Annotated in this window: 1 protein-coding gene; it reads right to left on the bottom strand. The window is 34.9% G+C overall.

Annotated features, from left to right (window positions below):
* Positions 1–1,127 (bottom strand): aspartate aminotransferase family protein (locus KI356_RS25760; protein WP_212936860.1); only part of this gene is annotated, 1,127 nt, incomplete at its 3' end.
* Position 1,128: the final 1 nt, after the last annotated feature.

Here is a 1,128-nt window from a genome sequence, read left to right as displayed (position 1 = left end):
GTATCAATTTCCTCTTTTGTAATTATATACGGAGGAAGTAAACGGACGATATTCCCTTGTGTAACATCGACTAACATCCCTTTCTCCATTAATTCGAGCTGTAATTTCTTCACATTTTCATTCGTATCGTTCACACTAATACCAAACATCATACCAGCATGGCGTACTTCCTTAATATAATAAGAGTTTTCTTTCTGAATTTCTTGCAGTTTATCATTTAAATATAGTGACGTTTCATAAGCTTCTTGCATTAAACCATCATCAAGTAATGTATTTAATACCGTTAAACCTAGAGCTGTTCCCATCGATGAATGAGCAAATGTTGTTCCATGATCTCCTGGTGAAAATACATCACATAACTTTTCACCTACAATAATTCCTCCAAGCGGTATCCCGCCTCCTGCTCCTTTACCAATTTGAATAATATCCGGTGTAATATTGAAATTTTGATAAGCAAATAGTTTTCCAGTTCTACCCATACCACTTTGTACTTCATCGACTATTAGAAGTACATTGTATGTATCACAAAGATGTTGAACACTATGCAAATATTCACTTGATAAAGGATAAATCCCCCCACTTCCTAAAACAGGCTCAAGCATAATTGCAATAGGCTTTTCATTTATGATTGTTTCTTCTAATTGCTCTATATTTTCACGTTCCACTTCATATACAGGAATAGATGTTTTCGGGAAATTTTGATATACATTTTCTTGTCTCGTAAAATGTAGCGCCCCTAATGTTCGCCCGTGGAAACTACCTTTCAGCACAACGACCCCTTCACGTTCTTCATTCGAAATAGATCTATATTTATCAATTAATTTTAACGTTGTTTCTGTTGCTTCCGTACCAGAGTTTGTAAAAAAGACTTTTCCATTTTTTAAAGAGTAATCAACTAATTTCTTTGCATACTCAATCGCAACTGGGTTTAAAAAATGAAATGGAAGATGCAACGATTTCGTAACTTGCTCCATTGTCGTTTGCACAATTTTAGGGTGATTGTATCCTAATACGTTTACTCCTACACCAGAAAATAAATCTAAATACTCTTTACCCTCCACATCATAAAGTTTACAACCTTCTCCTCTTTCTATCGCAAGCTTCGTACGACAATACGTAGGCATCATA

The organism is Bacillus hominis (assembly GCF_018332515.1).
GTDB classification, from domain to species: domain Bacteria; phylum Bacillota; class Bacilli; order Bacillales; family Bacillaceae_G; genus Bacillus_A; species Bacillus_A hominis.
Note: the sequence above shows the minus strand (reverse complement) of the source record. Positions and strands in the feature narration are given on the sequence as shown.